This is a genomic window from Arthrobacter sp. StoSoilB5 (genome assembly GCF_019977235.1).
Classification (GTDB): Bacteria; Actinomycetota; Actinomycetes; order Actinomycetales; family Micrococcaceae; genus Arthrobacter.
The window spans coordinates 4913173-4939209 of record NZ_AP024646.1 but is presented as its reverse complement, the minus strand read 5'-3'; the positions used below and the strand labels follow the sequence as shown (position 1 = coordinate 4939209).

At 63.3% G+C, this 26037-nt stretch carries 21 protein-coding genes; 6 read left to right on the top strand and 15 right to left on the bottom strand.

Annotated features, from left to right (window positions below):
• Nucleotides 1–9 precede the first annotated feature (9 nt).
• Nucleotides 10–483: a ribonuclease E activity regulator RraA gene (gene rraA / locus LDN75_RS22390; protein WP_223934864.1), complete on the bottom strand. Its 474-nt coding sequence runs from the start codon at nucleotides 481–483 to the stop codon at nucleotides 10–12.
• Nucleotides 484–642: 159 nt separating this feature from the next.
• On the opposite strand from rraA, the gene LDN75_RS22385 reads away from it, so the two are divergent.
• Complete coding sequence (locus tag LDN75_RS22385; protein WP_223934863.1) at nucleotides 643–1947, top strand: MFS transporter; 1305 nt, start codon at nucleotides 643–645, stop codon at nucleotides 1945–1947.
• A 2-nt stretch (nucleotides 1948–1949) separates the two neighbouring features.
• Here the strand turns inward: LDN75_RS22385 and LDN75_RS22380 are convergent, their stop codons facing one another.
• The 5 genes from LDN75_RS22380 to LDN75_RS22360 form a co-directional block, all read right to left on the bottom strand.
• Complete coding sequence (locus LDN75_RS22380) at nucleotides 1950–3245, bottom strand: FG-GAP-like repeat-containing protein (protein WP_223934862.1); 1296 nt, start codon at nucleotides 3243–3245, stop codon at nucleotides 1950–1952.
• Between the two features lie 69 nt (nucleotides 3246–3314).
• A complete protein-coding gene (locus tag LDN75_RS22375; protein ID WP_223934861.1) occupies nucleotides 3315–4598 on the bottom strand; it encodes a VCBS repeat-containing protein in 1284 nt (427 codons plus the stop codon).
• Nucleotides 4599–4740: 142 nt separating this feature from the next.
• Nucleotides 4741–6618 carry an FG-GAP-like repeat-containing protein gene (locus tag LDN75_RS22370; RefSeq protein ID WP_223934860.1) on the bottom strand — a complete coding sequence of 626 codons (1878 nt, stop codon included), beginning with the start codon at nucleotides 6616–6618 and terminating at the stop codon, nucleotides 4741–4743.
• A 15-nt stretch (nucleotides 6619–6633) separates the two neighbouring features.
• Entirely contained in the window at nucleotides 6634–7782 is a 1149-nt protein-coding gene (locus tag LDN75_RS22365) for an FG-GAP-like repeat-containing protein (RefSeq protein WP_223934859.1), read from the bottom strand.
• 50 nt (nucleotides 7783–7832) lie between these two features.
• On the bottom strand, nucleotides 7833–8960 hold the full coding sequence (locus tag LDN75_RS22360; protein WP_223934858.1) for a VCBS repeat-containing protein: 1128 nt from the start codon (nucleotides 8958–8960) through the stop codon (nucleotides 7833–7835).
• 208 nt (nucleotides 8961–9168) lie between these two features.
• Here LDN75_RS22360 and LDN75_RS22355 point away from each other — a divergent pair, with 208 nt between their 5' ends.
• The 3 genes from LDN75_RS22355 to LDN75_RS22345 all read left to right on the top strand — a co-directional run bounded on the left by LDN75_RS22355 (nucleotide 9169) and on the right by LDN75_RS22345 (nucleotide 11947).
• Nucleotides 9169–9777 carry a TetR/AcrR family transcriptional regulator gene (locus LDN75_RS22355; RefSeq protein ID WP_223934857.1) on the top strand — a complete coding sequence of 203 codons (609 nt, stop codon included), beginning with the start codon at nucleotides 9169–9171 and terminating at the stop codon, nucleotides 9775–9777.
• A gap of 281 nt (nucleotides 9778–10058) precedes the next feature.
• A complete protein-coding gene (locus LDN75_RS22350; protein ID WP_223934856.1) occupies nucleotides 10059–11249 on the top strand; it encodes an NADP-dependent malic enzyme in 1191 nt (396 codons plus the stop codon).
• Between the two features lie 206 nt (nucleotides 11250–11455).
• Nucleotides 11456–11947 carry a DUF456 domain-containing protein gene (locus LDN75_RS22345; protein ID WP_223934855.1) on the top strand — a complete coding sequence of 164 codons (492 nt, stop codon included), beginning with the start codon at nucleotides 11456–11458 and terminating at the stop codon, nucleotides 11945–11947.
• A 77-nt stretch (nucleotides 11948–12024) separates the two neighbouring features.
• On the opposite strand, the gene LDN75_RS22340 is transcribed toward LDN75_RS22345, so the two are convergent.
• Together LDN75_RS22340 and LDN75_RS22335 are read right to left on the bottom strand one after the other, a co-directional pair.
• A complete protein-coding gene (locus LDN75_RS22340; RefSeq protein WP_223934854.1) occupies nucleotides 12025–12972 on the bottom strand; it encodes a polysaccharide deacetylase in 948 nt (315 codons plus the stop codon).
• A complete protein-coding gene (locus LDN75_RS22335; RefSeq protein WP_223934853.1) occupies nucleotides 12969–14507 on the bottom strand; it encodes a cytosine permease in 1539 nt (512 codons plus the stop codon). Before LDN75_RS22335 ends, LDN75_RS22340 begins: the two co-directional genes overlap by 4 nt.
• 108 nt (nucleotides 14508–14615) lie before the next feature.
• Between LDN75_RS22335 and LDN75_RS22330 the strand changes: the two genes are divergently transcribed.
• A complete protein-coding gene (locus tag LDN75_RS22330; RefSeq protein WP_223934852.1) occupies nucleotides 14616–16106 on the top strand; it encodes a PucR family transcriptional regulator in 1491 nt (496 codons plus the stop codon).
• An 84-nt stretch (nucleotides 16107–16190) separates the two neighbouring features.
• Here LDN75_RS22330 and purU read toward each other — a convergent pair whose 3' ends face one another.
• From purU to glyA, 7 genes are read right to left on the bottom strand one after another with little or no spacing between them, the layout of a single operon-like run.
• On the bottom strand, nucleotides 16191–17090 hold the full coding sequence (purU, locus tag LDN75_RS22325) for a formyltetrahydrofolate deformylase (RefSeq protein ID WP_223934851.1): 900 nt from the start codon (nucleotides 17088–17090) through the stop codon (nucleotides 16191–16193).
• Nucleotides 17091–17092: 2 nt separating this feature from the next.
• Nucleotides 17093–18496: an L-serine ammonia-lyase gene (locus LDN75_RS22320; RefSeq protein WP_223934850.1), complete on the bottom strand. Its 1404-nt coding sequence runs from the start codon at nucleotides 18494–18496 to the stop codon at nucleotides 17093–17095.
• The gene (locus LDN75_RS22315; protein ID WP_223934849.1) at nucleotides 18496–19140 is read right to left on the bottom strand and encodes a sarcosine oxidase subunit gamma family protein; all 645 of its coding nucleotides are present in this window, start codon (nucleotides 19138–19140) and stop codon (nucleotides 18496–18498) included. Before LDN75_RS22315 ends, LDN75_RS22320 begins: the two co-directional genes overlap by 1 nt.
• A complete protein-coding gene (locus LDN75_RS22310) occupies nucleotides 19133–22078 on the bottom strand; it encodes a 2Fe-2S iron-sulfur cluster-binding protein (RefSeq protein ID WP_223934848.1) in 2946 nt (981 codons plus the stop codon). The genes LDN75_RS22315 and LDN75_RS22310 overlap by 8 nt, the downstream gene beginning before the upstream one ends.
• 2 nt (nucleotides 22079–22080) lie before the next feature.
• Nucleotides 22081–22434, bottom strand: coding sequence for a sarcosine oxidase subunit delta (locus LDN75_RS22305; RefSeq protein ID WP_223934847.1), 354 nt, complete (start codon nucleotides 22432–22434; stop codon nucleotides 22081–22083).
• A gap of 28 nt (nucleotides 22435–22462) precedes the next feature.
• Nucleotides 22463–23683 carry a sarcosine oxidase subunit beta family protein gene (locus tag LDN75_RS22300; RefSeq protein WP_223934846.1) on the bottom strand — a complete coding sequence of 407 codons (1221 nt, stop codon included), beginning with the start codon at nucleotides 23681–23683 and terminating at the stop codon, nucleotides 22463–22465.
• Complete coding sequence (gene glyA, locus LDN75_RS22295) at nucleotides 23680–25041, bottom strand: serine hydroxymethyltransferase (RefSeq protein ID WP_223934845.1); 1362 nt, start codon at nucleotides 25039–25041, stop codon at nucleotides 23680–23682. Before glyA ends, LDN75_RS22300 begins: the two co-directional genes overlap by 4 nt.
• 152 nt (nucleotides 25042–25193) lie before the next feature.
• Between glyA and LDN75_RS22290 the strand changes: the two genes are divergently transcribed.
• The gene (locus tag LDN75_RS22290; RefSeq protein ID WP_223934844.1) at nucleotides 25194–25865 is read left to right on the top strand and encodes a GntR family transcriptional regulator; all 672 of its coding nucleotides are present in this window, start codon (nucleotides 25194–25196) and stop codon (nucleotides 25863–25865) included.
• Nucleotides 25866–26037: the final 172 nt, after the last annotated feature.

The following is a 26037-nucleotide window of genomic DNA, read 5'->3' as shown; positions in this document are numbered from 1 at the left end:
TCCCTGGGGTCAGCGTTCCACGAGAATGCCATCCGGATCGCTGTAGATCATTACCCCGGGTTGGATCCTCACGCGATCAATCACCAACTGGACATCAACCTCGCCCACACCCGTTTTGGCACTCTTCTTCGGGTTGCTGCCCAGCGCCTTGATGCCCAGCGGCAGCCGCGCAAGAGCTTCACGATCCCTGATGGCACCGTTGATGATCACCCCTGCCCAGCCGTTTGCGACGGCACTTTCAGCAATCATGTCCCCCATGAGGGCAGTCCTGAGTGATCCCTGACCATCAACCACCAGAACGGCTCCTTCGCCTGGCGTTCCAAGGACTGTCTTTACCAGCGCATTGTCCTCGAAGCACCTGATGGTACGTACCTGTCCGCTGAAGTGCGTGTGACCGCCCAGGTTCTGGAATTGGACTGCAACGGATTCCAATTCCTCACCCCGGTCGTCATAGAGATCGGGCGTATTAATCTGCTCGCTCATGTCCTTCTCCTCCAAACGTTTGAGGCCACACTAACGCGTGCGCGGGGTGAGCGGCATGGCGCGTTGTGGGCTATGTGGATAACTGACGTGAACTTAGGTTCCAGACCCTTCACGCGCGTTAGTCTGAATCAAGACGTTGAAAACTAGGGGGAACCTGCCATGAGCCTGTCCGACCTGCCCGGTCCTGTGCCGGATCCCGCCGCTCTCCGCGGCGGCACGGCCACCGCTCTCGTTGAGCCACTGGACCGCGTCCGTACGCTATGGATTACGGGCGTCGTACTCATCAACGTGGGTATCAACGCGGCGTTCTTCGGCCCCATCCAGGTGTTGTTGGGCCAACAGGCGGCTCACTTCGATGAGGGACAAAAGGAAGCGATCCTCGCTTTGGTCACAGGCTGCGGCGCTGCTGTTTCTTTGGTGGCCAACCCCTTGTTTGGCGCATTCAGCGACCGGACCGTCTCACGCTTCGGACGTCGCGTTCCGTGGGTCCTCGTGGGAGCCATCCTCGGGGCAGTGGGGCTCGTGGGACTGGCAGGAGCGCCCAACGTTGCCGTTATGACGGTGCTGTGGTGCTTGGTGCAAGCCGGATGCAACGGCGCTTACGCAGCCATTACGGCCGCGATTCCAGACCGGGTTCCAGTGCCGCAACGCGGCACCGTGGGTGGCTTGGCAGCCATGGGACAGACCGTTGGCATCCTGGCAGGCGCGGTGATTGCCGCCGTCATGGCCGGAAACTTTGCTTCTGGCTACCTGGTGTGTGCAGCAGCGCTGCTGGCCGGCGTCGTGCTTTATCTGTTCAAGAATGACGACCAGCCGCTTCCACCTCAGGCGCGCCCACCCTTCAGTCTTGTCCGATTTTTCCAGGGCTTTTGGGTTTCGCCAACGCGGTACCCGGATTTCGCATGGGCTTGGCTGACGCGACTGTTGGTGAACATCGGGAACCACATGGTCACGCTCTATCTGCTGTTCTTCCTCAGCGATGCCGTGCATGTGAAGGAAACCGAGGGCATCGAACCTGCCTTCGGTGTCCTCATCCTGACCGGCCTGTATGCGGTCATGGTGATTATCACCAGCGTGATCGGCGGAACATTGAGTGACCGGATGGGCAAGCGGAAGCCTTTGGTGATCGCGTCGTCCGTGATCATCGCTATAGCGTCATTGATTCTCGGGTTTGCGCCGACGTGGGCCGGTGCCATCACAGGGGCACTGGTCCTGGGCCTCGGTTTTGGAGCCTACCTTGCCGTGGACTTCGCACTGATCACCCAGGTCCTGCCGACGGCACTGGACCGTGGCAGGGACCTGGGCGTGATCAATGTGGCAAACTCGCTCCCGCAAGTCATCGCCCCGCTCATCGCTTTCCCGTTCGTCACGTATTTGGGTGGCTACGTCTCGCTGTACGTAGCCGCCGCGGTCATCGGATTGCTGGGCGCCGTGTTCGTGGTGAAGATCAAGAGCGTGGCGTAGGCCTAGAAGACGGCGGTGAAGTTACCCCAGCCCCAGCCGACGACAGGGGAACCCTTCCACCGATAGCCGTAGATGCCGAAGTACCGTATACCCGAGGTGTCGCCCAGATACATCGTTAGTCGGCCGGCGTTGTCGATTCCGTAGACATCGGAGTCTCCGTCCCCGTTGAAGTCACCGGCAACCCCAAAACGAGAAACCGTCTCCCATCCCCAGCCTATGCTTCCTGCGTAGCTTCCAGGCGCGCCATAATCCTCAAACCAGCCGTTGCGATGCCCAGTGCGTACCATGAGATAACCTGTCCAGTCCCGTGACAGGACCACGAGGTCATGGTTGCCGAGGAAGTGTCCGGCGCCAGCCGACTCCAAGCCCTGCCAGCCCTGTCCAATGCGCGTCGGCGTCAGCCACCCGCCTACTCCATTCCCCGGGTAGAGGAATAGGTTTCCTGCGGCGTCCTTTGCGAGGATGTCGTTTGTGCCGTCCCCGTTGAAATCGCCGGGCGCCAGAAGTTCCTTAAATCCTTGCCAACCCTGGCCTACCTGCAGAGCCTTCTTCCACCCCCCAGAACCGTTGCCTTGGTAGAGGAAGAGGCGTCCTTGCCCATCACGGGCCAAAACATCGACAGCGCCGTCGCCGTCGAAATCGCCGGGCGATACCAGCAGGTTGAAGCCGTTCCAACCCCAGCCGATGACCTGTGGGGTCTGCCAATTGCCGTGTCCATCGGTGGGATACAGCAACAAACGGCCCGACGAGTCGCGGGCAAAGAGATCCAACGTGCCGTCTCCATTGAAACCACGCGAGCGTGCAGCTGCTGCCACTCGCAGCGGGTTTTCTGCTTCCACAGTCAGCTGTGAGTCGGCGTCGTAGGTGATGATGACGTTCGCCGCGATCACCCTTCCGAGGTCCGCAGCGGTTGGACGGTAAGTAGCACTTGTTGCGCCGGGAATCACCGCTCCGTCTCTCGTCCAGGAGTACGAAACGGCTGGGGAGCCGCCCTCAGGTAAGACGTAGGCAAAGGTCGACGAGATGTCTACCTTCATCAAGCCGCCAACTGTCGGGTCGCCGCCCAGCACGGGGGTCCCGTTGGTGTAAACGTAGCGGGTTGGCGCGGCAATTGCAGGTTCAGCAGCATCGGCCGGCAATGCCGGAGCCACAAGAAGACCCGCCACCAGTGACGCGGTCAGGACTGAAAGTAAGCGGCGCAGCCGTGGCGCGACGTCGGGCGAAGGAGTACAAGGCTCCAAGAAGTCCTCCAAGAGAGATGGGTTGGGTGAGATCCAACGGGCGGTAGTGAGGGTCATGCGGTACTGAAGCAGGGACCCCGCCGAATCAATCCGGTCGGGGCCCCTTTCAGTGGGATGGGGGAAGCCCTAGAAAACAGCGTTGAAGCCGCCCCAGCCCCAACCAACTACGGCGGAGCCCTTCCACCCGCCTGAGCCGTTGCCGTAGTACATGCGCATCTGACCCGAAGTGTCGATGCCCCAGACGTCGTTGGCGCCATCGCCGTCGAAGTCGCCGGCGCCGCCGAGCTTGGTGATGGCGTTCCAGCCCTGGCCGATCACACGGCTGGTGGTCCAGCCGCCATGGCCATTGCCACCATAGAAGACCAGGTTTCCGGCGCCGTCACGGGCCAGGACATCAGGCTTGTGGTCGCCGTCGAAATCACCGGGGGAGAACACGGAAGTCATGCCGCCCCATCCCCAGCCGATCGTCGAGGCAGCAAGGAAGCCGCCTTGGCCGTTGCCCGGGTACAGCATGAGCTCGCCGGAAGACTTACGGGCAAGGAGGTCGTTGTTGCCGTCTCCACTAAAGTCGCCCGCAGCGAAGATGGTGCTGAAGATCCCCCAGCCCCAACCGATCTGCTGTCTCGGGAACCAACCGCCATGCCAGCCAGCCGGGTAGAGGAAGAGCGAGCCGGAGCTGTCACGGGCGATCACGTCATTCTCGCCGTCGTTGTTGAAGTCGCCGGCAGCGAACATCGTGTTGAAGATGTTCCATCCCGAGCCGACTTCATATGCCTGCTGCCACGTGCCATTTCCACCGGTGGGGAACAAGCCGAGGCGGCCCCAGGAATCCCGGACATACAGGCTCATCGTGTACGAATCCCAGTACTCGGTGCGGTAGAAGCCGGACGTGTGGGGACGATCGATGTCTACGGGAGTCACGTAGTTGAAGTCCAAGGCGTCCAAGGCCACAGCGGCGGTTCCGGACGCGGGGAGGTTGCCGGGGTTGTGGATCAAGGAACCATCGCGCCAGTAACCGAGCTCGTGACCAGCTGCAGTTTGAATCTGCATGTACTGGGCAAGGTAGGTTCCCGGCGGAGTTCCCTGTGCAAAGAAGACGTCGAACGAGTACGTCGAATCTGCGGCGCTGTACGAGCCCTGCGTCATCGTCGTGTGGAGCTTGCCCGTTGCTGTATTCCGGAACAGGACGTAGACGTCGGTAATCGGACCTGAAGCCTGGAATGTAACGCGTGATGTTGCCTGCCCCCCGGCGCCGATCGCGTCTGGCGTCGTGGAGACCGCTACAGGTACCGGTGCGAAGGTGTCATCGGCATGCGCTGCGGGTGCCAAACCCAGTCCGCCGACCAAAATAACGCTGCCCACAAATGCGGCCAGCCAACTGCGCACGCGGCGCAGAGGAATGCTCCCCATGGTTCCCCCAAATCAGGCCGGTCCCAGATGGCCGGCGCGTGTAAGTGACTTGAGAGTACATGGGGGGAGCGACAGTCTGGGAATTTGCTGGCAAAAGTTCACGGGAAAGACAAGTCAAACCCAAAACGCAACCGAAATCGGCTTAGAAAACCGCCGTGAAACCGCCCCAGCCCCAGCCAACAACCCCGGCGCCTTTCCATCCGCCGATGCCGCTGCCGTAGTACATGTTCAGTTGGCCTGCGGCGTCGATGGCCCAAACGTCGTTGAAGCCGTCGCCGTTGAAGTCGCCAGCCCCACCAATGCGGGACATGACGTTCCAGCCAGTCCCAATGGACCGGGCAGTCGTCCATCCGCCGTTGCCGTTGCCGCCGTAGAGCCGCAGGTTTCCAGTGCCGTCGCGGCCCAGGACGTCAGGGTTGCCGTCGCCGTCGAAGTCGCCGGGCGAGAAGACCTGGCTGAGGGCATCCCAGCCTTGGCCGACGGCGCCGGGGGATCTGAAGCCGCCCGTCCCGTTGCCAGGGTAGAGCACCAAGGCGCCTGACGGGGTGCGGGCAAGGACGTCGTTGATGCCGTCCCCGGAGAAATCGCCGGCAGCAATGACCGAGTCGAAAACGTCCCAGCCCCAGCCGATCTGCTTGCGTGCAAACCAGCCGCCGGTTCCGTTGCCTGGGTACAGGAACAGCGATCCATCGTGGTCGCGGGCGATGACGTCATTGAAACCGTCTCCGTCAAAGTCGCCCGCGTTGAAGACGATATCGAACACGTCCCAACCGAAGCCGATGGTCCGCGGAGCTTGCCAATGGCCCGCGCCGTCAGTGGGGTACAGCAGCAGGTTCGCCGCAGTATTCCGCGCGAACAGGTCCATGGAGGCCCCGGCGTCGAAACCTGCTGTGTGCGGTTTGTTCCGAACCACGGTGCGGCCGAAAACCGTAAACGGCCGCGTGGCCGCCACCGGATTGCCTGCTTGGACTACTGCTCGGAAACCAACGACGGCGCCACGGTCCGCTGCCTGCAGGGTGTAAGTCTTGGTAGTGGCTCCGCCGATCACGGTACCGTTGCGCACCCATTCGTACCTGACGCTGACGGGCCCGCCGACTGTCCCACTGGAGACGCTGGCCTCGTTGAAGACGCCGGTGAGCTTCTGGCCGACGATCAGCTTGCCTTGGAGCGTGGGAGCGGTTGCTGTGATGGGTGACGTGGGGGTCAGCGGGAGCGATGATGCCGACACAGCCCGGTAGCCTGCCCGCGTGGCCGTGACCCGTACGGACAGCGTCTGGTCCAGGTCTGCTTCTGCGATGCGGTAATTGTTGAGCGTGGCTCCAGGGATCGGCTGGCCGTTGCGCAACCACTGGTAGGCGAAGCCCGTGGGCGTTTGTGTCCAAGAGCCATTGTCCGTGGTCAGCACTTGGTCGTAGCGTGCCACGCCTGTGATGGTTGGCGGCTTGACGTTTGGATTGTCCACCAGCGGGAAGTTGGGATTGTTGACGGCGAAGTCGACGCCGTCCAAGGCTCCCGGCCGCTGCGTTGGTGCTTCCAGTCCTTGCGAGAGGAAGAGAATGTTGCCGTCGCGGCCGTAGCGGACAACCCCCTGGCCCAAGGGGAGCATGATGTTGACGCTGAGGAGTTTGTAGCGCCCGGTTCGCTGGAAGGCGCTCCCGTCCACCGGCACTTTGGCTTGCGCGCTGTAGGGCCCAGGCAGCTGGCTGGTAGGTCCGTACAGGGTCGCCTGCTCCAAGGTGTCCTCATTGACGTAAGTGAAACCAACTTCCTTCGCCGGACCGCTCAGTGTGAAGGACAAGGAGATAACACTCCCGGGACCCACCGTGGCTGGCGATGTCCGCGTGACCACAGTGGGAAGCGGCACGCTTGGCCCTGCGGCCGTAGCGCGGGGAAGCGGGACTGCGATTGCCACAGCGGCGCACAGGAGAATGGCAAGAAGGATGTGCAAACCCGTCCGAACTGAACGCACAAAAGCTGAATGCACAAAAGCCGGTGGGCGCATGGAAGAAAAAGCTGTCATGGTATCCCCCAATCCCTAGAAGACTGCGTTAAACCCGCCCCAGCCCCAGCCGATGGCACCGGCACCGTTCCAGCCGCCGTCGCCGTCGCCGTAATAGGCGAGCAACTGGCCGGAGCTGTCCACTGCATAGACGTCCACATTGCCGTTGGCGTCGATGTCGCCGGCGGCGCCGATGGTGGTCATCGCGCCCCAGCCCTGTCCCACTACGGTCATTCCGTTCCAGCCACCGCTGCCGTTGCCCTTGTACAGGCGCAGGCTGCCGGCGGAGTCCCGGGCAAGGATGTCCACGTTGTAGTCGCCGTCGAAGTCGCCCGGCGTGATGATTTGGTTGACCACGTTCCAACCACTGCCAACCAATGAACGGTTCAGCCAGCCGCCGCTGCCGTTGCCGGGGTAGAGATAAAGGAGGCCGCCGGAATCACGGGCCAGGATGTCGTTATTGCCGTCGCCGTTGAAGTCGCCGGGAGAAACGATCGACGTAAAGCCGTTCCATCCGCTGCCCACTTGGCGTCCGGCGAGGAAGCCGCCGTCCCCAGTACCCGCATAAAGGAAAAGCCTTCCGGAGGAGTCCTTCGCAAGGATGTCGTTGGTGCCGTCGCCGTTGAAGTCGCCTGGGGAGAGGACCGTGCTGAACCCGTTCCAGCCCGGCCCCACTGTCCGGGCGTTTTCCCACGTGTTGTTGACGCGGGGATACATCATGAGGGTGCCGTCCGTGCGCCGGGCCAGCATCTCATAGGCGCCCCGACCGGTGAAGCCGTTGGCCCTGTTGGACGCTGAGATCGGCGCTGTTTCTTCGCTGGAGACTTCCTGCGGCTCACACCCGTTTTGGCTGGCAGCGACATGGGCAGCGATGGTCTTGCCGCGATCTGATTCATCGAGCGTGTACGTCCACCAAGCCCAGTGGTCCTCGGCTCGAACACCGTCGCGGGTCCAGTAGATCTGGTAGTCCGGGCCTGCCGCCGCGCCGCAGCCACGGTAGGAAGCAGGATCGATCTCAAGCGTGAGCGTTGAGCCAACAAACGGCGCACCATGAATCACCGGATTCGAGGGATCCATGGTTGCCATGGCGGGCGCAGGCGCGAAAGCTATTGCGGCAATGACTGCCGCTGCTATGCCAGCCACCACTCGGCGCACACCTGACGTAGGGCGTGTTGGTGCGTTCATGATGTCCTCCCCAGACTTATGCAGCCAATTCTACCGCGGCTGGGACTCTGCTAGAAGATTGCTGTGAACCCGCCCCAGCCACTGCCTACGGTTTCCGTCGTGCGCCATCCGGTCCGGCCATCACTGTAATAGATCACCAGCCGGCCCTGTTGGTCCACGCCGTATACGTCCTGGAAGCCATCCTTGTCGAAGTCACCAGCGGCACCGGCGGTTTTGAGTGCATTCCAGCCGACACCGATGAGCCACGACCGCGTCCAGCCGCCCGCCCCATTGCCGCCGTAGAAATACAGGTAGCCGCTGCGGTCTCGGGCCAGCACGTCCACCTTGCCGTCGCCGTTGAAATCGCCGGGCGTCAGCAAGGCGTCCATCACCTGCCAGCCCTGCCCGACGGCGGTCCTCGCCAACCAGCCTCCGGAACCATTTCCCGGGTACAAATAGAGGGCGCCCCCGGGTTCCCTGGCCAGGATGTCGTTGTTGCCGTCCCCGTTGAAGTCGCCCGGGCTGACGATTGAGTCGAAAATGTTCCAGCCTTTGCCGATGGTCTGGGCCGGTTTCCAGCCACCCGTTCCGTCGCCGGCGTAGAGATACAGCGTCCCTGCGGCATCGCGTGCGATCACGTCACCCTTGCCATCACCGGTGAAGTCGCCAGGGGAGAGGATGAGGTTGAAGACGTTCCATCCCCAGCCCACGGTGCGGGCGGCGTCCCACCCGGCGCCTGACCGACCGTAAAGCATCAATGATCCGTCACTGCCGCGCGTCAGGAGTTCGAAGCTGCGGCCCGTGAATCCGTTGGCCCGGTTGGGCGCGGCGACGGGCCCGGTCTCATCGCTGTGGAGGGTTTCACCCCCGCAGGCAGTCTTGCTGGCGGTCAGGTGCACGGCCATCCGTGCGCCCGTGTCGTCCTGTTCCAGGACGTAGTTGCGTCCGGTTTCACCGGCCACCAGGAAGCCGTCCCTTGTCCAGTAGACAGTGAAGTCTGGGCCCTTGCCGCCGCCGCAGCCATAGAAGGTGTATGGGCCGATTTCGGTTGTCAACGTCTTGCCTACGAACGCTTCGCCGTTGACTATGGGGTCCGGACCGCTGCTGGACGCGCCCGACGCCGGCAGAGGACTAAGTGCCACGGCCCCCACAGCGGCGGTCAGCAGCGCTGCTGCCATCCGACGTCGAAAATTCCCCATGCTGGTCTTCCTCCCGTAGCGCACCCAAATCTTCCTGCAGTGTATGTGTGGCGCTCGCGGTTTCCCGGGAGCGGCATGGGACGCGTTAGACAGGGCACTCTCAGGAAACGGTCATTTTGCTCCCGTATCATTGATGCGATCGGCCTGCCGCGGGTCCTGTGACCTGAGCCGGCCGTTTCCTTGCCAGCCTGCCAAGAGATCGCCGGAAATGCCCGAACCGTATTCCCTGGAACCGTACTCCCTTGATCTGACGACGGGGTTGCCCCGTATGGCTGCCGCACCGACCACCCCGCGGCAGCTTTTGCGCTATGCCCGCATCCTGAAGACGGCCTCGGGCTTTGCGCAACGTCAATTCGACACCTTGAGTTTGTCGGACGTTGCCGCGAAAGCGGACGTTCCGTTGGGCACCCTTTACCGCTACTTTCCGTCCACGGCGCACCTTATGTTGGCCGTCTACCGGCAGCAGTTGCGCGAGCTTCGCGATGGCGTGCGCCAGAGGAAGGGCAAGGGCCATGCGTTGTCAGGTTTGATGATGGAGATCTTCCACCTGCGGGTCATGCAGCCCGGGGTGGAGCACTGCCTCATCAGGCCAGCCGGCAAGGATAGCGATACTGCCCAGCTGCTGCGGGAAATTGATGCCTTGTCCGAAGAAGTCGTGGGTTCCTTGAGTAAGGAGCCAGGCAACGACGCCCCGAAAGCCAGGATTCTGTTGCATTTGGTCAGTGGTCTGGTCCAGGCCGTCCGGTGTCGTCGATTGTCCCTCTTTGAAGCCGAAAAGGACCTCAAGAAGGCGTGCAGCCTGCTGACCGGGGAATGACGATATGGGTCTTCCGGTCTAGACCACCCACCCCTAAGAATGCGGTTTTTTGCGTGAGCTGGGTCACTTTTGGATCTGCATAAACGTTTTACTCTCGAATCGTCTCTGTTGGTATTGAATCTTGTACCCTTGGCGCTTCCCTACGCTGGAAATACCGAAGCGGCTAGCAGCCCATACCTGCAGATGCACCTTCCGGGCCAGCCACCCTTGGTCCGAACCAGCAGTTCTGTTCCTGCCCGAACCATGCCGTGGGTCCACGGCTAGCCTGAGGAGACAAAGACGTGTCCATTGAGACAATCGCTACTGACAACGACGCATTGGTACTGAGCGAAGAAGAGATCTTCGCGGCCCACGAGGGCGGCAAGCTGACGATTTCCAGCACCGTTCCCCTGAACAACAAGCGTGACCTTTCGATCGCGTACACCCCGGGCGTCGCCCAGGTCAGCCGCGCCATCCATGCAAACCCCGAACTTGCCCGCACGCACACCTGGGCTGAGCGCCTGGTTGTTGTGGTTAGCGACGGCACCGCCGTCCTGGGCCTGGGCAACATTGGCCCCAGCGCTTCCCTCCCGGTCATGGAAGGCAAGTCCGCCCTGTTCAAGTCCTTCGGCGACCTCGACTCCATTCCGCTGGTGCTCAACACCACCAACGTGGACGAGATCATCGAAACCCTGGTCCGCCTCCGCCCGAGCTTTGGTGCGGTGAACCTCGAGGACATCTCCGCTCCCCGCTGCTTCGAACTCGAAGAGCGCCTCATCGAAGCCCTCGACTGCCCCGTCATGCACGATGACCAGCACGGCACGGCGGTCGTGGTTCTCGCTGCCCTGACCAACGCTGCCAAGGTGACCAAGCGCGAGCTCGAAGGCCTGAAGGTTGTTGTCTCGGGCGCAGGTGCCGCCGGCATTGCTATCGCCGAGATTCTTCTTGCTGTTGGCATCAAGGACGTCATCCTGCTCGACTCCAAGGGTGTAGTCAACGCTGAGCGCGCTGATCTTGTGGCCGATCCTGGCAGCGTCAAGGCCCGCATGGCCCAGCGCACCAACCCCCGCGGCGTCACAGGTGGTCCGGGCGAGGGGCTGACCGGCGCCGATGTCTTCGTGGGCGTCTCCTCCTCCAAGCTGGACGAAGAGCACCTGAAGCTCATGAACGATCAGTCGATCGTGTTCGCCCTGTCCAACCCGGACCCGGAAGTTCTCCCCGAGGTTGCCCAGAAGTACGCGGCGGTTGTCGCCACCGGGCGCAGCGACTTCCCGAACCAGATCAACAACGTGCTGGCCTTCCCGGGCATCTTCCGCGGCGCACTGGATGCCGGCGCCCGCCGCATCACGCCCGCCATGAAGATCGCCGCCGCCCGCGCCATCGCTGAACTGGCCGAGGAAGACCTCTCCGCCGACTACATTGTGCCGAGCCCGCTGGACGCCCGCGTGGCACCGGCAGTCACCGCGGCTGTTGCCGCAGCAGTGACCGAGTAGCGGTTACTCACGCAAGACCGACGACGGCGACGCCTCCCGTGCTGGGGAGCGTCGCCGTCGTTCTTGGGTTCGCCGTCGTTCTGGTCTAACGGCGATCCGGATTTCCTGGCCCGTCCAGTAGCCGCGCGTCCGTTACCAACGTGATCCCTGCGCCGGTAAAGCCATTTCTTCGATGGGTAGCGTTCACGGCCCATAGACTTGGGGCCATGAACGCCGAACTCGTTGTGACCATCCTGTGCGGCATGGCGATTGCGGTGGGCGTGGCCGGAACCATCATCCCGGTCCTTCCGGGAAGCATCCTTATTGGTGCGAGCCTGCTTGCGTGGGCCATTTGGGGTGGCGCGGGAACGCTGGGCTGGGTGGTCTTCGCCATCGGCATGGTGTTCGTGGTGGCGGGAATGGCCGCCAGTGCTGTGCTCACAGGGCGAAAGCTAAAGCAGCATGGGATTCCCAACAGGTCCGTGGTGATTGGGATACTTCTCGGCGTGGTCGGAATGTTCGTGATTCCGGTGGTCGGGCTCGTGGTGGGGTTCGCCGTCGGACTTTTGCTGAGCGAGGTCCAGCGGACCCGTGACTTCCGCACTGCTGTACGCTCGAGCGGTGCCGCGCTCAAGGCGACTGGCATCGGGATTCTCGTGGAGTTCGGGCTCGCCTGTGCCGCCGCGAGCACGTGGGTTATCGGCGTGTGGCTGTCCTAGTGCGCCGAGATGGCATTAGGTGACAATCCCAAGCTCGGACATTGTCATCTAATGCCATCTCGGCGGAGGCGGAGGGGTTACTGGAGGCTGGGTACCCGCACCTGGGCCGGGCGGAATGCTGCACCCGCTCCAGGGAACAAGGGGACATCGATCCGGGCGTGGGTATGGATTTCCTGCACCGTGGACTTGGTGTGCTGTGCGATCCCGGCAAGCGTGGTGACCCACATGCCCTCAAGGCCCTTGACCCGTTCGATCAGCTGCTCCAATGCGACAGCCCTGGACGGCCTGCCCGAGATGAATGGGTGGTTGGTGAGGACGAAGCAGCTGCCCTGGGCGTGGTGCGCCTGGGCCTCAAGCGTCCACATTTCCAAGGCCTTGGCCGGGCTTTCAATGACCCCGCTGCCGGTGACGCCCGGATAGAACGCGTACTGCTCCCAGTCGTCCAGCGCCCAGTCCACAGGAATCTCCACGATGTCCCGGGGATCGTCCTCGGCGACTGACATGCGGTAGGGGGCGTCGCCGTCGAGCAGGCTTGAATCGTAAAGGAAGCCGCGGTCCGCGAGCAGCGCGGGCGACTGCCAGTTCAACTCCCACCACGGAGCCCGGTAGCCCACGGGCCTAACACCGGCGACGTTGGCGAGTGCCTCCAAACCGCGGTCCAGGTAACTGGCTTCGGTTGCGGCGTCGATTCCCTGCATGGGCTCGTGAAGGTAGCCATGGTGGGCGATTTCGTGCCCACCATCAGCGATCCGGCGCACCACGTCCGGGTAGCTCTCCGCCGTGAAGCCAGGGATGAAGAACGTTCCCTTGATGTCCTGGCGATCCAGGATCTGGAGGAGTCGCGGGACTGCGATCTTTGGGCCATACGACTGGTGGCTCATGAGGGACATGCGCCGGGTGCTGGAGGGATCGTGGGCGATGGTGCAGGACTCGGCGTCGACGTCAAAGGTGAAGGACGCGGCGGCTTTGAAACCCTCTGGCCAAGTGATGGGATGGAGGGAGTCCGCGAAGGCGGGCTGGCTCATGCTGTGGTCCTTTCGGGAACTACGGGAGTAGCTGATGCGGCCGATGCTGAGACGTGGTTTTCGTCCGCGAGGACATACTTCCGGTGCGCCCGTGGGCCGAGGATTGCGTAGGCCGCCGCGCTGGTAAGTCCGCCTGCCAGCCACGAGAGATCCCAGCCACCAAGTGCCACGGCGATGGGGCCTTGCATGATGGGTATCAGCCCGTACATGAACAGCCACGTGCAGAAGATGCCAACCAACAGGGAGGCGATGCCGGCCCAGTTGATCACGGGGAGTCGGCGTGTGCCGATGCCGTCGAAGAGCCGGTCCACCTTGCCGGGCCAACGCTTCTCCAGCCAGAAATAGTGCACCAGCATGACGCCGCCCCAGGCTGCTACCCACGCCACCAGCCCGATCAGCCAGGCATCCAGTACGGAGGCGAAGTCCTCCTGGAAGATGAAGAACACCACGGCGAGCAGCGAGAAGACGCCCACGAACAGGTTGAGCTTACGACGGTTAATGTTGATGTCCAGGGCCTGCGTGGCCACGGAGAAGGTGTAGATGTTCAAGATGTTGGTGGCGATGGGGCCGTGCAACACCATGAGAAGGACGGGAAGGGCAAGGACTCCGAAGTTCTGGACGATCAGCTTGCCGGGGTCGATCTCGCCGCTGTTTGTCGCCAGGCTTGCGCCAAGGACGCCGAGCCAGACCACCGGGATGAACTGGCCAAGTACCGACGCCAAGTACACCTTGCGCTTGGGAACCGAGGTGCTGACGAAACGCGAATAGTCCGCGGCGTATGTGAACCATGTGATGCCCCAACCGATGCCGATGGCCGTCATGACCGCACTCATCGCGGCGATCCGCTCGGATCCTTCAAGGATGTTGCCAGCTGGACCTGCATAGCCCCAGTCAATCTTCATTCCGAACCACGCCACTGCGGACATGACGGCCAGGATGATGATGGTGGGTGGGACGGTCCACTTTTCGAAAGCGGCGATTGCCTTGTAGCCAAACCAGGCGATGGCTACCTGCGCGGACATGATGACGGTGGCCACGCCGATCTTCCAGGCGTAGTTCTGGGCGGTGGGGTCCACCCAACCCAACGTTCCGAACAGTGCCATGACCAGGTCCAGGATGATCCACGTATTGACCGCGCACCAACCGATGACCAGGAGAGCCTGGATGGCGGCGGGGAGATAGTTGCCGCGACGACCGAACGCGGCCCGGGCAAGCACCATGCCTGTGGCGCCGGTCTTCTGGCCAAGGAGAACGAAGCAGCCAAACAGCAGCATGCCGATCAGGTTGCCGAGGACAAGGACAAACACGGTATCGGCGAAGCCGAGGCCAAGGTGGATTCCGAGTGCGCCCAGAACCCAGTTGATAGGAGCCAGGTTGGCACCGGCCCAGATCCAGAACTGGCCTGAGACCTTGCGGGTGCGGTCGGACTCGGGGATGGGTTGCAGCCAGGCTTCGCTGTCATGGGCCGGCGCCGTTGCCGGACCTGACTGCGTTGAGCCTGGCTGCGGTGAGGCAGGGGAGAGGTTGTCTTGCATGGGGAGAGCCTCCGTGTGTGAAAGGGACTCTTTCAGCGTATGTGCCACAGATCACAGCAACAAGATACGATGTGTCTAAAGAAGATCAGATCCGCCATACGGAGTGTCATGTCAATTCTGTTGGGTGAGGCGTTGGAACGTGAAAGCCTCAAAGCAGCCGAGCCACGCCTGCTCAATTCAGTGGCGGACGCCCTGACCCGTCCCGTTCGTTGGGTCCACTCCAGCGAGGTTTTGGACATCGCTCCGCTCCTCAGCGGTGGTGAACTGCTCCTCAGCGGTGGCCAGGCGCTGGCCCTTGAGACAGGGGAGCGGCAAACGGAGTACGTCCGCGAGCTCGCGGCGCGGGGGATTGCGGCACTGGCTTTGGAGACTGGCCCGGCTTTGCCCGAGGTGCCGGCCGGCATGCTGCAAGCCGCTGAGGCGGCTGGCCTGCCCGTTATCGAACTCCGCCACGTGGTTCCGTTTGTCGCCGTTATGCAGGAGATCAATTCGCTGTTGGTCAGCGAGTCCGTGGAACAGCTTCAACGCGGCGATCAAACCAGCCACGCGATGGCCGCGGAACTCGCCCATGGCGGCGGACTTGACCAACTCCTGGCTGTCCTGGCGGAAAGGACGGGTGCCAGCGCCCGGTTGGTATCGCCGTCGGGCCTCACCCTGGGTTCGGCAGCGGGCTCGGCAGCGGGCTCGGCGCCGCCGGTGGACGGCGGCAGGCTCATGACGGTTGATGTGCCTGTCCGGGGCGTCCTCGCCGCCCGCTTGGAGCTGCACGTGCCCGACGGCGGCGATAGTGGCCTCGCGCAGGTGGCTGGCGAGCGGTCCGTGGACATTCTTGGCTTGGCACTCTTGCAGCGCATGCCGCCGGGATTGAGGGAATTGGCGGGCATCGAACTGATGCGTGCCATCAACTCCGGGAGCCAATCCTGGCAGCTCCAGCAGCTTGGGCCGGCGTCGGGCTTTCCCACAAACGGCCAGGTTGCTGCGCTGGTGATCCGCTCCACCGGCGCTGGGCACCTGCGCTCTGCCCTGGATGCCCTGCTTCGTGTGCACGTTCCGCACAGTGCCAGCTACGCAGACAACGCGGAGCTGATCGCGCTTGCTTCCGTTGGCGATGGCGCTGCCACCAGGACTGCCTTGATGGATGCGCTCCGTGCCTTGGAGATGCCGGCTGGCTCCGCCGTAGCCCTGGGCCCGGTGGGCAAGGGGATCGACGAAGCTCCATGGTCGCTGGCGCAGGCCCGCCGGACGCTGGACTTGGGCCTGGTGGGAGGTGGCGTGGTGGATGCTGAGGCCTTCGCCGTGGAACGGCTTGCCGAGGAACATCTGGACCCGGCCACGCGCGATGGTTTCGTACAGCGGCAGTTGGGGGCCGTCGTCGAGCATGACCAACTGCGCCGATCCGAGCTCTTGCGGACACTGACCGTGTGGCTGGACACCGGCTGCAACACGGCCCAAGCCGCACGCGAACTGCATTTGGAACGGCAGTCCATGCACCATAGGCTGCAGCGGATCTTCGAACTATGCGGGGGAGATCCGAGGGGAACGGGACGGCTCGCTGCACTGCATCTGGCAACGCGGCTGGCTCGTCTGTCTGCTCCTTAAAAGCCAAAACAACAGCTCCCTGCGCAGTAGACGGTTGGAACCATCGAGTGCGCAGGGAGCCATCGAAATGGGGCGGGCAAGGCCCTACTTCAGCACGATCGTCCTGTTCCCATTCAGGATGATCCGCCCCTCGCAGTGCCAACGAACGGCGTTGCTGAGGGCCTTGCACTCCGTGTCCCGACCGGCGGCTACGAGATCGTCCGGTCCGAACGTATGATCCACCTCAATCACCTGCTGCGAGATGATCGGGCCCTCGTCCAGCTCGCCGTTGACGTAGTGGGCGGTGGCGCCCACGGTCTTGACTCCGCGGGCGTAGGCCTGGTGGTAAGGCTTGGCACCTTTGAAGCTCGGCAGGAACGAGTGGTGGATGTTGATGGCCCGGCCGTCCAGCTTCCGGGCGAGCTCGTCACTGAGGACCTGCATGTACCTGGCAAGCACAATGAGTTCCACGTCCAACTCGTCGATGATTTCCAGCAGCCGGGCCTCGGCCGCGGGCTTGGTTGCCGCAGTGACGGGCACGTGGAAGAACGGAATCCCGTGCCACTCGGCGAGCCCCTGATGGTCCGTATGGTTGGACACGACGCCCACAACATCGATCGGCAGCTCACCGATCCGCGCACGGAACAGGAGGTCGTTCAGGCAGTGACCAAACTTCGACACCATGATCAGTACGCGCCGCTTGTAACCCTGACGTTCCAGTTGCCAGTTCATGTTGTACTTCTCGCCCACAGGGGAAAACGCAGCCCGCAGAGCGTCCACGGTGGATTCATCACCCGAGGAAGCGAAGTGCACCCGCATGAAGAAGTGTCCTTCAGCCCGGTCACCGAACTGCTTGTTGTCGATAATGTCGCAGCCATGCTCCAGCAGGAAGCCGGACACAGCGTGCACAATTCCGGGACCCTCGGGGCAGTCCAACGTCAGGACGTGCTCCACGGTGGTCGCGTTGGAGGAACCGGTAGAAGCTTCAGTTTGGATGGCAGTCATGGCTAGCACTCCACTACGTTGACGGCGAGACCTCCACGGGAGGTCTCCTTGTACTTGGATTTCATGTCGGCGCCTGTCTCGCGCATGGTCTTGATGGCTTTGTCCAGGGACACCTTGTGGCTACCATCGCCGTGCAGGGCAAGGCGGGCAGCGTTGATCGCCTTGACGCTGGCGATGGCATTGCGTTCGATGCAAGGGATCTGCACCAGCCCGCCCACGGGATCGCAGGTGAGGCCCAGGTTGTGCTCGATGCCTACTTCGGCGGCGTTCTCCACTTGCTCCGGCGTTCCGCCCAGGACTTCGCAAAGGCCAGCAGCGGCCATGGAGCAGGCGGAACCCACCTCGCCTTGGCAGCCGACTTCTGCGCCGGAGATGGACGCGTTGATCTTGAACAGAATTCCGACGGCGGCTGCCGCGAGCAGGAAGCGCACGACGCCGTCGTCGTTGGCCCCCGGAACAAACTTTGTGTAATAGTGCAGCACGGCAGGCACAATTCCGGCGGCACCATTGGTTGGCGCGGTGACAATCCTGCCGCCGGCCGCGTTTTCCTCGTTGACTGCCAACGCGAACAGGTTCACCCATTCCATGGCGAGGAGCGGGTCCGGGGGAATGGATGCAGCGGAGTCGGCCTTAGTGGCGGCGTCGGTCTCGGACAGCTTCTTAAACAACGACGGCGCCCGTCGCCTGACCTTCAGGCCTCCAGGCAGGATTCCCTCGGCAGAGCAGCCGTTGTCCACGCATTCGCGCATCACGGCCCAGATGCTGAGGAGGCGCTCGCGGAGCTCGTCCTCAGATCGCCACACCAGTTCGTTGGCCAGCATGACCTCGGAGATAGACATGCCCTCCCGTGAACAGATGGCCAGCAGCTCATCAGCCGTGGTGAAGGCGTAGGGCAGCACGGTGTCATCGGCTACCACTTTGTCCGTGCCCGTGGCATCCCCATCCACCACAAAGCCGCCACCGATTGAGTAGTAGCTGCGCTCACGCAGTACTGCGCCGGTGTGGTCAAGGGCCCGGAACGTCATGCCGTTGGGGTGTGCCGGAAGTGACTTGCGTCGGTGAAGAACCACGTCCTCGTCCCAATTGAAGTCCACCCGGTGCTCGCCGCCCAAGCGCAGTTCGGCGTCGAGTGCCGCTGCTGCAACTTGGTCATCAGCCGTTTTGGTGTCCACGGTTTCGGGTGAGTGGCCCTGCAGCCCCAGCACCACGGCCTTGTCGGAACCGTGGCCCCGGCCGGTGGCGCCCAGGGAGCCGAAGAGCTCAGCCTGGACGCGCACCGTGGCCGGAAGCTGGCCGGACGATTCAAGACCGTCCGTGAACTGCTTTGCCGCCCGCATCGGGCCGACCGTGTGTGACGACGACGGCCCGATGCCAACAGAAAACAGGTCAAGCACACTCAGTGCCATTAGGGGACCTCGGGTGAGGCATACTCCCGCATGGCGTCCAGGAGCCAGCGCCCCAGGAAGTCGGCAAACGAGGCCCGGGGAAAGATCCGGTAGGTCTCGTCCGAGGTCTTCCAAAGCATCACGGGAATGTGTGCGAGCTCCGTTGAGACGGCTGTGCCTGCCTTGAAGACGCGGGGGTGAAGGTCCAAAGAGCAGGTCTTTTCGAGCACAGCGCGGGCATGGCTGCCGGAGAGCTCGAACGTAGTGCGGTTGGCGGACAGGTCCACTACCTGGCCTTCATCGCTGCCGAGGGCCGTGGTCAGGTCGCTGACCAGGGAGCCGCCGAGCGAGTCGTGGGACTCCTCCGGAGCGACCACCAGGAACTCAGTCGGGCCAAGCCAGAGCGTATTCACGGAACCGGCCCCCGTAACTTCACCGCAAGCGGCAGGCAAGCCGCCGGTGATGGACGCAACGCGGGTACCGGCGTCGGACGTTCGCTCAACCCGGATGCCCACCATGGCCTGGTAGGGGATTTCCTTCAGCGTCACCGTGCCCGGCACGGAGCCGGAGGTGAAGGCGTCAGCCAAGTGCTCGGCCGGGCTGCGGCGGGCACCCCGTACGCGGTCGACGTGTGCGGTTTCTGCTGGTGTTGCTGTTTCAGCCATCTTTGCGGGTCCCTTCAGCATCGAAAAGTACGGTTTCGCCAACAACCACGTCCACCAATTGGTCTCCCACCGAGGCCACGAGGGTCTCGCCGATGCGGTTGCGGCCGTTTTGGATCAGTGCCAGGCCGAAGGAACGGCCCAGTGCGGCACTGTGGTAGCTGGAGGTCACGAAGCCCTCCATGGGGACGGGTCCGTAGGCCGGGTTGACCGGGATGCCCTTCTCAACCAGCTGCGTGCCTTCCGGCAGCCTCAGCGAGTGATCCACGGGAAGGACGCTCACCAGATGCTTGCGGTCCTCGCGGCTGGCGTCCTCACGGAGGTAGGAGCGCTTACCGATGAAGTCCTTGGCCTTGGAGACAATCCATTCCATGCCGGCGTCCTGCGGGGTGACCGTGCCGTCGGTGTCCTGCCCTACGATCGGGTAGCCCTTCTCAGCGCGGAGCACGTGCATGGTTTCCGTGCCGTACGGGGTGATGTTGAATTCGGCGCCCGCGGCAGCAACGGCTTCCCAGGTGTTGAGCCCGTACCAGGATGGGACGTTGATTTCGTAGGCCAGTTCGCCGGAGAAGGAGATACGGCAAACGCGTGCCTGCACTCCGGAGGCCAGCGTGGTCTCGCGGAACGTCATGAACGGGAAGGCTTCAGCGTCCAAGCCGCCGTTCTCGGCGAGCTGCGGAGCGACCTTTGCGATCACCGCACGGGACTTCGGGCCTACCACCGCGATGGTGCTCCACTGCTCCGTCACGGAGGTGAAGACCACATCGAGTTCCGGCCATTCGGTCTGGTGCCATTCTTCCAACCAGTCCAGCACCTTCGCGGCGCCGCCGGTGGTGGTGGTCATGAAGAAGCGGTCCTCGTCCAGGCGCAGGGTCACGCCGTCGTCGAAGATCATGCCATCCAGGGTGCACATGACGCCGTAGCGGGCGGATCCCGGAGCGAGCTTCTTGAACGCGTTGGTGTACACGCGGTTCAGGAATTCGCCGGCATCCTTGCCACGGATTTCGATCTTGCCGAGCGTGGTTGCGTCCATGAAGCCCACGGAATCGCGGACAGCTGCGCATTCACGCAGGACTGCCGTGTCCATGTCCTCGCCGGACTGCGGGTAGTACCAAGGGCGCTTCCACTGTCCGACATCTTCGAACAGCGCACCCTGGGCAACGTGCCACGGGTGGATGGAGGTCACGCGGGCGGGATCGAACAACTCGCCGCGCTGGCGGCCAGCCAGCGCGGCGAAAGCTACCGGCGTGAAGGGTGCGCGGTAAGCCGTGGTTCCGATCTCGCCGACGCCGGGAACGCTTTCCGCGCCGCCGAACTTCAGCGCCGCGGCGATGACGCCGATTGCGTTGACGCCGGACGTCTTGCCCTGGTCATTGGCCGTGCTGATGGAGGTGTACCGCTTGACGTGCTCCACCGAGCGCATGCCGGCTCCGGTGGAGCGGAGGACCTCAGCCACGGACTGGTCGCGCTGGAAATCAACGAAGTGGTGGTGCCATTCGCCAGGTTCGCCTTCCTGGCCGGGAACCAGCCACAGCTGGCGTGTCGGCGCGCTTGCCACGGGTGCCTGCAGTTCCGCGGGGGTTACGTCGGAGCTGAAACCTGCGGCGACGGACGCTGCAGCTCCGGCCGAGACGCCCTCTGCCAGGCAGTCCTGGAGTTCGTAGCTGCCGCGGCCGGCGCCAACAACCTGCTGGTCCCTGACCGGCTTGACGGGTACGAAAGCTGCGAGCTCGTCGTCCCAGCGCAGCTTGCCCTGGCGCTGGCTGTGGAGGTGGACCACCGGGGACCAGCCACCGGAAACCGCCAGCAGATCGGCAGCCAGCTGTTCGACGCCCGAGGTGAGTTCGCCGTCGTCGTTGATGCTGCGGATGGTGACGCCATTCAGGCGGCCATTCCCGTCTGCCGACGTGTCGGCCACGGCGCTGCCGATGAGTACCCGGATACCGGACTCGACGGCGGCTGCGGCCTTCGCGCTGATCTGCGGACGGGCATCGACGACGGCGGCAATCGCCACGCCTGCTGCCTTCAGGTCCGCTGCGAGCAAGTAGGCGGAGTCATTGGTGGTGCTGATGACGACGCGTGAACCTGCGGCCACGGCGTAGCGGTTGAGGTATGTGCGGACAGCCGAGGCGAGCATGATGCCCGGGCGGTCGTTGTTCTCGAAGACCAGCGGACGCTCGTGGGCGCCGGGTGCGAGCACAACCTGCTGTGCGCGGATGTGCCAGATGCGCTGGCGTGAAACGCCCGGCGCGGCCGGAACGGTCAGGTGATCCGTGCGGTTCTGCGCTGCGATGAAGTAGTTGGAATCGTAGGAACCGAAGGCAGTGGTGCGGTTCAGCACCGTGCATTCTTCGGCGGAGACCAGCTCGGCTTCAACGTCGGCAACCCATTCCAGGGCAGGCTTGCCCTCGATGGTTTCCTGCAGGCCCTCGGCGGTTGAGCCGGAGAGGATCGAACCGCCCAGTTCGGGCTGGTCGTCGATCAGGATGACGCGGGCCCCGGTGCGGACCGCTTCGCGGGCGGCTGCCAGGCCGGCAACGCCGCCGCCGACCACCAGGACGTCCGTGTGGACGTACTTCTTGTCGTACTCGGCCTTGTCCTCGGCAGGGTCAAGCTTGCCCAAGCCTGAGAGCAGCTCAACGTTCATGCCATCGACGAGTGAAACGGCGGTGGCGGGGAGCATGGATTCTGCAACGTGGCCCGGGAACCGGGGCGCGATCTTGACCAAGGCGTTGGACTCTTCAACACCGGCGGCCATGATGCCGCGGGGACGGTCCTCGTAAAGGGAGTTGCCTGCGTTGATGTGGCCATTGGCCAGCAGCGCCGAGGCGATGGTGTCGCCGGGGTGGCCGGTGAATTCCTGGCCGTCCACAGTGAAGCGCCAAGCGATGCTGCGGTCGATGCGTCCGCCGGTGGCGAGGCGTGCGTTCTTGCTGGTCACTTCTAGACTCCTTCCGAGGAGGTGGGTGCGGTTGCTGCGCCGGGCGCAAGGCCCGGTCCGCCGGACTGGCCGTAATCGCCGCTTGTGTCGGGGCGGGGCTGCCCCATCGCGTAGATGGAGTGGATGTCGTAGGTCACGGTGTCGCGCAGCATGTTGAACCACTGCCTGCAGCCAGTGCTGTGGACCCAACGTTCGGCGAAGGTGCCCTTGGTGTTCTCGCGGTAGAACAGGTACTCGGCCCATTCACGGTCCGTGAGGTCGTTCGGGTTTTCCGGGTAGGCAATGTGGGCCTGGCCACCGTAGTGGAATTCGGTTTCGTCGCGTGGCCCGCAGTTGGGGCATGAAATGAGAAGCATGTCTTTCCTGTCCTGTGCTGGTGGGCGCTTAGTGGGCCACGGCTGCGGCGCCGTGTTCGTCGATCAGGGCGCCGGTCTCGAAGCGTTCAAGCGCGAACGGCTTGTTCAGCTTGTGCGGAGTACCGGTCGCAATGGTGTGCGCGAAGGTCAAACCAGCCGCAGGAGTGCCCTTGAAGCCACCCGTTCCCCAACCGCAGTTGACGAACATGTTCTCCACGGGGGTGAGGCCAACAATCGGCGAGGCGTCCAGCGTGGTGTCCACGATGCCGCCCCAGGTCCGGAGCACATGCGCCCGGGCGAAGATCGGGAAGAGCTCCACGGCCGCCGCCATTTGTTCCTCGATCACGTGGAACGATCCGCGCTGGCCGTAGCCGTTGTAGGAGTCCACGCCAGCGCCCATCACCAATTCACCCTTGTGTGCCTGGGACACATACACGTGGACGTGGTTGGACATGACCACCGTGGGGTGGACCGGCTCGTGCAATTCAGACACAAGTGCCTGGAGCGGGTGCGACTGGATCGGGAGGCGGAAACCGGCCATCTCGGCGAGGACCGAGCTGTGGCCGGCGGCGCAGAGACCCACCTTTTCGGTGTTGATGTTGCCACGGCTTGTCTTGACGCCGGTAACCCGGTTTCCGTCCTTGATGAAGCCGGTGACTTCGCAGTTCTGGATGATATCGACGCCGAGTTCATCGCACTTGCGGGCGAAGGCCCAGGCCACGTGGTCGTGCTTGGCGATGCCAGCACGCGGCTGATACGTGGCGCCCATGACTGGGTATCGGATGTTGTCACTGGTGTTCAGGATGGGGCAGAGTTCCTTGACCTGCTGCGGGTCCAGCCACTCTGCGTCCACGCCGTTGAGCCTGTTGGCCCCGACACGACGCATGCTTTCGCGGACGTCGCCCAAGGTGTGGGCGAGGTTCATGACGCCACGCTGGCTGAACAGGAAGTCGTACTCCAGCTCCTCGGGGAGGATTTCCCAGAGCTTGAGGGCGTGCTCGTAAATTGCAGCGCTCTCGTCCCAGAGGTAGTTGGAACGGATGATGGTGGTGTTGCGGGCCATGTTGCCGCCGGCCAGCCAGCCCTTTTCAAGGATGGCGATGTTGGTCATGCCGTGGTTCTTCGCAAGGAAGTATGCGGTGGCCAGGCCGTGCCCGCCGCCGCCCACAATGACGGCGTCGTAGCTCTTCTTGGGTTCCGGGTTGCGCCAGAGGAAGTCGGGGTGTTCGGGGAGGTGGTCCGCGCTCACTGGGCTGCTCCAATCATTTCTTCGAGCTCAGTTGCGGCGTCGTTGCCGTTGCTGAGGTGTGGGTAAAGCGGGAACTTGTCGGCAAGTGCCGTGACGCGGTTGCGGAGTTCGACGGCGGTCGCATCGTCAAGGGCGACGTCACCACTGTTGCTGCCGCTGGATGCTGCGGTGATCAACGCCGTCGCAATGATGTCTGCGACTTCGGTGAATTCTTCGGCGCCGAAGCCGCGGGCCGCGAGGGCGGGGGTACCGATGCGCAGGCCGGAGGAGACCATCGGCGGGCGGGGGTCGAACGGGACGGCATTGCGGTTGACCGTGATGCCGATGTGGTGCAGCGTGTCCTCGGCCTGCTGGCCATTGAGTTCGGAATTGCGGAGGTCAACCAGGACCAGGTGAACATCCGTTCCACCGCTGACCACTGAGATGCCTGCCGCGGCAAGGTCGTCCTGCAGGAATCGGTCCGCGAGGATCTTGGCGCCCTCGAGTACGCGGATCTGGCGTTCCTGGAATTCGGGCTCAGCGGCCATCTTGAAGGCCACGGCCTTGGCTGCGATCACGTGCTCCAACGGACCACCCTGCTGGCCTGGGAAGACGGCAGAGTTAACCTTCTTGGCGATGTCGGCGTCGTTTGTCAGGATCACGCCACCACGGGGACCACCAAGGGTCTTGTGCGTTGTGCTCGTGACGATGTGTGCGTGCGGAACCGGGCTCGGGTGCAGTCCTGCTGCCACCAAGCCGGCGAAGTGGGCCATGTCCACCATCAGGTAGGCGCCTACGAGGTCCGCGATGCGGCGGAACTCTGCGAAGTCCAGGTGGCGGGAGTAGGCAGACCAGCCAGCAACGATCAGTTGCGGCTTGTTTTCAATGGCGAGGCGTTCCACCTCGGCCATGTCGATGGTGTGTGTGTCCTCCTGGACGCCGTACGGGACTACTTTGTAGAGCTTGCCGGAGAAGTTGATGCGCATGCCGTGGGTCAGGTGGCCGCCATGGGCAAGATTCAAACCAAGGATGGTGTCGCCGGGCTGGATCAGGGCGAACATCGCGGCCGCGTTGGCCTGCGCGCCGGAGTGGGGCTGCACGTTGGCGAACTCGGCGCCAAACAGGGACTTCAGGCGGTCGATGGCCAGCTGCTCGATCACATCAACGTGTTCGCAGCCACCGTAGTACCGCTTGCCCGGGTAGCCCTCCGCGTACTTGTTGGTCAGCACCGAGCCCTGGGCTTCCATGACAGCCGTGGGGGCAAAGTTCTCAGAGGCGATCATTTCCAGCGTGGACTGCTGGCGGATGAGTTCCTGGGCGATCGCCTGATCGACCTCCGGGTCCGCCTGTGCGAGCGAGCGGATCAGCGGTTCAACCATGGTGTTCTCCTTCTGAAGTACTTGTAGCGGCCATCTGTTAGGCAACTGATATATTAGAACTATTGCCATAGTATGTTGAAGGTCACATGGTCGTCAACAGGTCTGCGGCGATCCATCCAGCAAACTGGATTGGCGACAACGGGAGAGAGCAAATGAGCGCAGCACTGGAAGCACTGGAATCCGCTCCGCAGGGTTCGTCCCTCGCGGAGAACGCCTACCTGCTCCTTCGCGACAGGCTCATCATGCTGGACATCAAGCCCGGCGACCCCATCAACGATGGTCAGATTGCTGCGGAACTCGGTATTGGGCGCACCCCTGTCCGCGAGGCCATCAAGCGTCTCGAAAGCGACCACCTCGTGGTCTCCTACCCGCGGCGCGGGACATTTGCGACAGGCGTGGACATCACCCAGTTGGCCGAGGTCTCCGAGATCCGCGAACTGCTGGAACCGCTGGCCTCCAGGAAGGCCGCCCGCATGGCGAGCCCCGCCCTGCGTCTTGAAATCCGTGCAGTTGCTGAGGCGATCCGCGACCTTGAGGGCCAGGATGCCTCCTCCCAGGAACTCATGCGGTACGACATCCAGGTCCACCGGCTGATCTACAAGGCCTCCGCGAATGCGCACCTGGAAGACGTCCTGATCCGCTACGACAACCTCGCCACCCGCATCTGGTGCTACATGCTGGAAAAGATGCCCTCCGTCTCAGGCCACATCTCCGAGCATGCTGAACTGTTGACCGCCATTGCCGACGGCGACGAAGGCCGCGCCGCCGAGCTCGCCCTTCATCACGTGGTTAGCTTCGAAGAGACGATCCGCAAGGTCCTCTAGGCGTCGCAGGACCCTGGCTCGCTTCCTGCGGAGGCAGCCTGGGCCTCCGCCTGCCTCCGGCGGCAGGGTCATCCTCTCGCACTGCCGGATAACCCCGCCCCCTCCCGATGTTCTCTCACGTCCTGCTGCTTTCTGGCGGTTGCTCTCTCACATCCTGCGGTTTTTTGGTGGT